8 protein-coding genes are annotated in these 7117 nt (G+C 67.6%); 5 read left to right on the top strand and 3 right to left on the bottom strand.

Annotated features, from left to right (window positions below):
- The 3 genes from VFQ05_16225 to VFQ05_16235 form a co-directional block, all read right to left on the bottom strand.
- Positions 1-535: dihydrofolate reductase family protein (locus VFQ05_16225; GenBank protein HET9328315.1), on the bottom strand; the 535-nt coding region annotated here is incomplete at its 3' end.
- Positions 536-645: 110 nt separating this feature from the next.
- Complete coding sequence (locus tag VFQ05_16230; GenBank protein HET9328316.1) at positions 646-1137, bottom strand: VOC family protein; 492 nt, start codon at positions 1135-1137, stop codon at positions 646-648.
- A gap of 175 nt (positions 1138-1312) precedes the next feature.
- The gene (locus tag VFQ05_16235; GenBank protein HET9328317.1) at positions 1313-2533 is read right to left on the bottom strand and encodes an MFS transporter; all 1221 of its coding nucleotides are present in this window, start codon (positions 2531-2533) and stop codon (positions 1313-1315) included.
- Between the two features lie 74 nt (positions 2534-2607).
- Between VFQ05_16235 and VFQ05_16240 the strand changes: the two genes are divergently transcribed.
- From VFQ05_16240 to VFQ05_16260, 5 genes are all read left to right on the top strand, one after another.
- Positions 2608-3519 carry a PhzF family phenazine biosynthesis isomerase gene (locus tag VFQ05_16240; protein HET9328318.1) on the top strand — a complete coding sequence of 304 codons (912 nt, stop codon included), beginning with the start codon at positions 2608-2610 and terminating at the stop codon, positions 3517-3519.
- Positions 3516-4223, top strand: a complete 708-nt coding sequence (locus tag VFQ05_16245; protein ID HET9328319.1) for an alpha/beta family hydrolase — start codon at positions 3516-3518, stop codon at positions 4221-4223. Before VFQ05_16240 ends, VFQ05_16245 begins: the two co-directional genes overlap by 4 nt.
- Positions 4220-4915 (top strand): DUF72 domain-containing protein, encoded by a 696-nt coding sequence (locus tag VFQ05_16250; GenBank protein ID HET9328320.1) that lies wholly within the window; start codon positions 4220-4222, stop codon positions 4913-4915. The genes VFQ05_16245 and VFQ05_16250 overlap by 4 nt, the downstream gene beginning before the upstream one ends.
- A 20-nt stretch (positions 4916-4935) precedes the next feature.
- Positions 4936-6324 carry an APC family permease gene (locus tag VFQ05_16255; protein HET9328321.1) on the top strand — a complete coding sequence of 463 codons (1389 nt, stop codon included), beginning with the start codon at positions 4936-4938 and terminating at the stop codon, positions 6322-6324.
- On the top strand, positions 6324-7117 hold a 794-nt coding region (locus tag VFQ05_16260), incomplete at its 3' end, for a S9 family peptidase (GenBank protein HET9328322.1). The genes VFQ05_16255 and VFQ05_16260, both read left to right, overlap by 1 nt.

Consider the following 7117-nt stretch of genomic DNA (forward strand, 5'->3'; position numbering starts at 1 on the left):
TCGACTCGAACAAGTTCAGATTGACCCGCGTCCCGTCCGGGAACAGTTTCTTGCCCCCGCCGAGCGATACCGGGTAGAGGAGCAGGCGGTACTCGTCGACGAGATCCGCGGCGATCAGCGTGTGCGCCAGCACGCTGCTGCCATCGAGGTAGATGTCCTTGACGGCCCGTTTCTTCAACGCGCGCACCTGCTCGACCACGTCATCTTTGATCAGGGTGGAGTTCCGCCAGGCCGAGGCATTCTTCAGCGTGGTGGAGACCACGTACTTCGGCATGGCATTCATCAGGTCGCCGAACGGGTCGCCGGCTTTCATCGGCTCGAACGCTCCGCCGTGGATCTGCCAGGTCTTCCGTCCGAGCAGGAACGCCTCCGTCTGGCTCATCGCCTCCATGAAACGGGCGCCGATCTCATCGTGCCAGTAGGGCATCGTCCACCCTCCCTGGGTGAAGCCGCCCTCCGTGTCCTCCTCGGTCCCACCCGGCGCCTGGATCACACCGTCCAGTGAGATGAACTCCGCCACCACCAGCTTTCCCATGTCCGCCTCCTATATCCGGGTATCGAGCAGCGGCTGAATATACAAGGAGAAGCCCCCGCGTCGTTGGGCGGCGGAGGCTTCCCTTCCGGACCGACTTCGATGGACTCGGCCTAGCGGGCCTTGGCGCCTTCGTAAGCCTCTTCCAGCTCGTCGATCTGGATCTTCTTCATCCCCAGCATCGCTCGGAACACCCGTTGGGCCTTTTCCGGATCCTTGTCCTGGACCATCTCGATCAACGCCTTCGGAGTGATCTGCCAGGACATGCCGAACTTGTCCTTGAGCCAGCCGCACTGACTCTCCTGGCCGCCATCCTGGGTGAGCTTGGTCCACAGCTCGTCCACTTCCTTCTGGTCCTCACAGTTCACGATCAACGAGATCGCCTCGTTGAACTTGAATTGCGGACCGCCGTTCAGCGCCAGGAAATCCTGGCCTTCGATCTGGAACGAGATCGTCATCACCGAGCCCTCGGCGCCGGGGCCGGCCTCTCCGTAGCGCATGACCTTGTGGATCTTCGAGTGCTTGAAGACCGACGTATAGAAGTTGACCGCCTCTTCGGCGTTGTTGTCGAACCACAGGCATGGAGTGATCTTCTGCTTGGACATGGGGGGACCTCCTGTTCGGTGGCGACTTCGTTCTTCCGGTCGTTCTCAGCATGCACCTTCGGGGCAGTCGGGATGTCGACTTTTTGCCAGGACCCAAGCGATCGATCCTGGCTCGCCAAAGCCCAGCTGTCGTCGGCGGTTCGGCAATTGGGGCGGGCCCGGACATCGGGCTCCTTCAGGCCACTTGGGCTTCGCCCTGCTCTTCGGGCGGCTTGAGACCCCGGAAGCTCCGCCACAGGAGCACGTCGTAGGTGATCTTCATCGCCGCGCCGACCACGAGCGGTGTCATCAGCGACATGTCCTGCATGAGGAACCCCGCGACCGTCGGCGCCGCGGTCCATGCGGCGAGGCGAACGATGGCGGTGACGCCTGACGCGCGCGTGCGCTCCTCGGGCTTGACCACCGCCATCACGTACGACTGCCGTGTCGGAACGTCCATCTCCACCAGGCCTTCGCGCAAGAGGAACAGCGCGGCGGCCACGGGGAAGCTCGGCGCAAAGGCTACGGTGACCAGCAGGAGGCTGGATGGGATGTGCGTGAACACCATCGTGTTCACGAGACCGATGCGGCGCGCGAGCCAGGCCGCTCCCACGTGCGAGATGGCATTGGCCACGCGCGCGCCGAAGAAGAGCGGGCCCACCACCTCGACGCCGACGCCGAAGCGCTCGTGGAAGAAGTAGGAGAGGAGCGCCGCGGTGAGGAAGCCGCCGCCGAGACCGTCGAGGGCGAACAGCGCGCTGATCTTCGTCAGGATGCGCCGCGTAGCCGGACTGAGCGGTGGCAAGGCCGCCTTCGCCAGCGGCGTCTCGACCGCGCTCGAGAGCATGAAGTAGAGAAGTGCCGGCACCAGTGAGAGCGCGCCGTAGATCACGATCGCGCCATGGATACCCGTGGATTCGGGAGCTTGGGGGCCGGCCATCGACTGAATCCAGCGCGGCGTGACGGCCATCAGTCCGCCCAGCGCGTGACCCACGTCCTGCGCGATGTTGTAGGCCGCGAACGCGGACGTGCGCTCGCGGTCGCTCACCGCGTTGGGGAGCACGGCCTGCTCGAGGACCAGCGCGGCGCCGCGATCCCGCCCCATGCCGTTGACCATGCCCACGAAAGCCGCGAGCGCGATCGCCCACGGCTCGCGAGTCACGAGGAGCGCCAGGCCCCCGGCGCCCGCGAGCAGCGCGAGCGCCACCAGCGCCCGGCGTCTCCCGAACCGGTCGGCGGCGGCGGTCACGGCCATCGTGCCCGCCGCGGCGCCCGCCAGCCCGGCGGCCACGATCACCCCGATCGCGCGAGCGTCGAGATGCGCTTCGGCGAGGTAGAAGCCGAGGAGGACGCCGATCATTCCGGTGGCGACCGCGCGCAGGAACGCGGTGACATACAGCACTCGCCGGTCGTTCACGGCGACACGTTAACACTCGCGCTTGTGAGGTGGGCAGGGGTCGGGCAGAATCGCGCGCCGGGACTTCGAACCGCATGTCACGCACTTCTTTCCATGCCGCCATCGTGGATGCCTTCACCCGCCGCGCGGGGGAGGGCAATCGCGCCGGGGTCGTTCCCGATGCCGGGCGCATGAGCGAGGCGATGATGCAGGCGGCGGCGCACGCCGTGGGCGCCTCCGAGACGGCCTTCGTGATGGCGCCCTGCGACGGAGCGCACCTGCGACTCCGCTACTTCACGCCGACTGCCGAGATCGAGTTCTGCGGCCACGCCACGGTCGCCACGTTCCATCGGCTGGTCGAGATGGGAACACTCGAGGCGCCCGGCACCTATCAGCTCGACACCGAGGCCGGCATCGTCGAGGTGGAGCTCGAGAGGGATGGGGAAGCGTGCCGGGTGTGGATCGTGACGCCTCGCCACGCATGGAACGACTCTCCGCTCGAGCCCGCCGAGCTGATGCGCCTGCTCGGGGGAACGCCGCCCATGCTCGATTCCACTCTGCCCATTCGCAGCTCCGGATCGAAGCTCTTCGTGCCGATCCGCAGACGCGCCGATCTTTGGTCGTTGACTCCACGCTGGGACGAGCTGACCGCCGCAGGCCTGGCTCGCGAGCTTCGCGGCTTCTATGTCTTCACTCGCGAGGCGGCCGATCCCGCGCACGTGACTCAAGGGCGATACTTCGCGCCCGCGGTGGGCGTGCGCGAGGATCCCGCGACCGGCTCCGCGAGCGGCCCCCTGGCCGAATACCTGGCGCTCCACGGAGTGCTTGCGCTTCCCGAAGCCGGGGGCGACGCAAGAGCCTGTGCCGAGCAGGGTGATGCGATGGGAAAGCCCGGTCGCCTGCAGCTCGAAGTCCGCGGGACGCGGGAGGGTATCGCACGCGCGCGCGTCGGCGGAACGGCGGTGACCGTGATGGACGGCACGCTCTTCGTGAGCGACGCAACATGAGCCCGGGACCTCAGGCGCTGCATCGCCGCGTCGAGCGCACGATCGAAGTCGGCGCGGCGGGCTCCGTGTCCGCCATCAGCCTCGCGCCGCCGGGGCCGCGGGCGCAGCTGGTGCTCGGGCACGGGGCGGGTGCCGGGATGCACCACCCGTTCATGGAGGCGGTCGCCGAGCGGCTGGCGAGCCGCGACCTGGCGACGCTGCGCTATCAGTTCCCGTACATGGAGCGCGGTCAGTCGCGCACGGACCCGCCTTCGGTGGCCACGGCGACGGTGCGCGCGGCGGCCGCTGAGGCCGCGCTGCTCTTTCCCGGCACGCCGCTCTTCGCGGGAGGCAAGTCCTTCGGCGGGCGCATGACGTCGACCGCGGCCGCGCTCTCGCCGTTGCCCGAGGTGCAGGGCCTCGTCTTCCTCGGCTTCCCGCTCCATCCCGCCGGGCGGCCCGGGACCGAGCGCGCGGTTCACCTGGATCACGTGCAGGTGCCGATGCTCTTCCTCCAGGGCACGCGCGACACGCTCTGTGACCTCGAGTATCTCGGGCAGGTGCTCAAACGACTCGGCCGGCGGGCCACGCTTCACCTGTGGGACGGCGCCGACCATTCGTTCCACGTGCCCAAGCGCTCGGGACGCACCGACGAGCAGGTGCTCGACGAGCTGGCCGGCGCGATCGCGGCCTGGTGCCTCACCGGCGACGGAAGCCGCCGGTGAAACTGAGGGTGGGGACGAGCGGCTACTCGTACAAGGAGTGGGTGGGGAGCTTCTATCCTCCCAAGCACCCCGCCGCGAAGATGCTGCACTTCTATGCCGGGCGCTTCGGCACGGTGGAGATCAACAACACGTTCTACCGGATGCCGACTGCGGAGATGCTTGCCAAATGGGCCGGCGAGGTCTCCCAGGACTTCCGGTTCGTGCTGAAGGCCCCGCGGCGCATCACGCACGACCGCAAGCTCGCCGGCGTGGAAGATTCTGTCGCTTTCCTGATGGAGGCCTCGGCAACGCTCGGTGAGAAGCGCGGGCCCTTCCTGTTCCAGCTCCCACCCACGTTCAAGAAGGACACGCCGCGGCTGGCCGACTTCCTCGCGCGCCTTGGTCCGATCCCCGCGGCGTTCGAGTTTCGGCACTCGAGCTGGTTCGAAGACGAGATCTATGACGTGCTGAGATCTCACGCCGTGACGCTTTGCCTGGCCGAGACCGACGAGGGAGATCCACCTCCGCGGGTCGCGACGGCCTCGTGGGGATACCTGCGATTGCGGCGAGTCGATTACGGCGACGACGAGCTGATGGCATGGCTCGGCTGGATCCGCGAGCAGGGCTGGGAATCGGCCTACGTGTTCTTCAAGCACGAGGACGAAGGCCACGCTCCGCGGCTCGCGGCGCGTCTGCTGGAGCTGGCCGGCTGACCACGAACCCGGCCGCCCCCGTGCTGCGCCGCGTGCTCACGCTGCGTGACGTGGTGCTCTTCTACGTCGTCGCCATCGTCGGTTTGCGGTGGCTCTCGATGGCCGCGGCGGCGGGGCCGAGCGCGCTCGTGATCTGGCTCATCGCCGCGGTCGCGCTCTTCCTCCCGCTCGCCTTTGCCACCATCGAGCTGGCCGCGCGCCACCCGGAAGAGGGCGGGATCTACGTGTGGGTGCGGCATGCCTTCGGGGATTTCGCCGGTTTCATGACCGCGTGGCTCTACTGGGTCAGCAACCTGGTCTATCTCCCGGGCGCCCTCTACTTCCTGGCGGGCAACGCGCTCTTCATCGGCGGCGATCCGTGGCAGGGGCTTTCGGACAGTCCCGCGTATTACGTCGCGGTCTCGATGCTGGGCGTCACGATCGGCATCGGTCTCAACACGATCGGGCTCTCCGTGGGCAAGCGGCTCCACAATCTCGGCGGGCAAGCCACGTGGGTGACGGTGGCGGTGTTGTGCGCGATGGGCGGGATCGCGCTCGCGCGCTTCGGAAGCGCCACCGACTTCGGACACGGCGCGCTCCAGCCGAGCACGAGGCTCGCCGACATTTACTTCTGGAGCACGATCGCCTTCGCGTTCAGCGGATTCGAGGCCGCGTCGCTGATGGGCGAGGAGATCCACGATGCGCGCCGCATGGTGCCGCGCGCGGTGGTGATCGCGGGGATCGTCATCGTCGCCATCTACGTGCTCGGCACGACCGCCATCCTGGTCTCGCTGCCGTCGAGCGAGGTGGGGGGGATCCAGGGGATTCTCCAGGCGATCGAGAGCATCGCGCGCCGCGCGGGAATGCCCTGGCTCTCGCCGCTGGTCGCGCTGCTGGTGACGGTGGCGGCGCTCGGCGCCACCTCGGCGTGGCTCGCGGCCACGGCGCGGCTGATTTTCGTCACCGGCGTGGATCGCTACCTGCCGCCGGTGTTCGGACGCGTGCATCCCAAGTGGGGCACGCCGGTCGCGGCGCTGGTCGTGCAGGGCATCGGAGCGGTGTTCTTCGCCCTGCTCGGGCAGCTCGGCGCGAGCGTGAAGAGCGCTTACGACTTCCTGGTCAGCATGGGCGTCATCACCTATTTCATCCCGTACCTCTTCATGTTCGCGGCGCTGCTCAAGGCGCAGCGGGATCCTCTGCCCGCGGGCGCCAAGCGGGCTCCGGGAGGTAGGCCGATGGCGGTGCTGATGGCCATGCTCGGCATGGCGACACTCCTGATCTCGATCGTGCTCGCCGTGTTTCCCCCCGGCGAGGGAAGCTCCGGATCGATCCGGGTCCTCGTTGCGACGTTGCTGGTGACGGCGCTCGGTGTGGCGTTGTACCTTCGAGCGCTCCGGAGGCGTTCCGCTGGATTGTCTGGGAGGTCCTGATGCCGAAGTACATGCGGCACGTCCTGCTGCTCGCGATTTCAGCCGGCGCGTGGCTGACCGGCCTGGCCGCCGCAGCCACCCTCCCGGCGCCGCCCACGACCGCCACCGAGGTGGTGCGCGACACCCTGCACGGGATGGTCCTCGAGGATCCCTATCGCTGGCTCGAGGACCAGAAGTCGTCCAACACTCGCGCCTGGATCGATACCGAGAACCGCTACACCGACCAGGTGATGAAGACCGTTCCGGGGTACGACCGGATCCACGACCGGCTCGAGAAGATCCTGCGCGTGGAGTCGATGACGGTTCCTCGGGTGCGGGGGGAACTCTACTTCTACACGCGTCGCAAGGTGGACCAGGACCAGGCGTCCATCTGCATGCGCCAGGGTCTGAACGGTCCGGAGATGGTGGTCGTCGATCCCCATCCGATGAGTCCCGACCACGCCGTGTCGGTCGGCATCGCCGACATCGACGATGACGGCCAGATCCTCGCCTACAGCATTCGCAAGGGCGGCGAGGACGAGATCGAGCTCGCCTTCCGCGATCTCGAAGCCGGCAAGGATCTCCAGGATCGCCTGCCCAGGGCTCGTTACTTCGGCATCTCGATCGAGCCGAGCGGGAGGGGCCTCTACTACACGCGCCAGACCGCGAGCGGACCGCGCGTGATGCACCACTCCTTCGGCGCCGATCCGGCCAACGACCGCGTCGTGTTCGGTGAGCGCTACGGACCGGAGATGATCGTGGTTTCGTCGCTCTCGCCGGATGGGCGCTGGCTCCTGGTCACGGTCAATCGCGG

The sequence above is a fragment of the Candidatus Eisenbacteria bacterium genome (genome assembly GCA_035712145.1).
GTDB lineage: Bacteria > Eisenbacteria > RBG-16-71-46 > RBG-16-71-46 > RBG-16-71-46 > DASTBI01.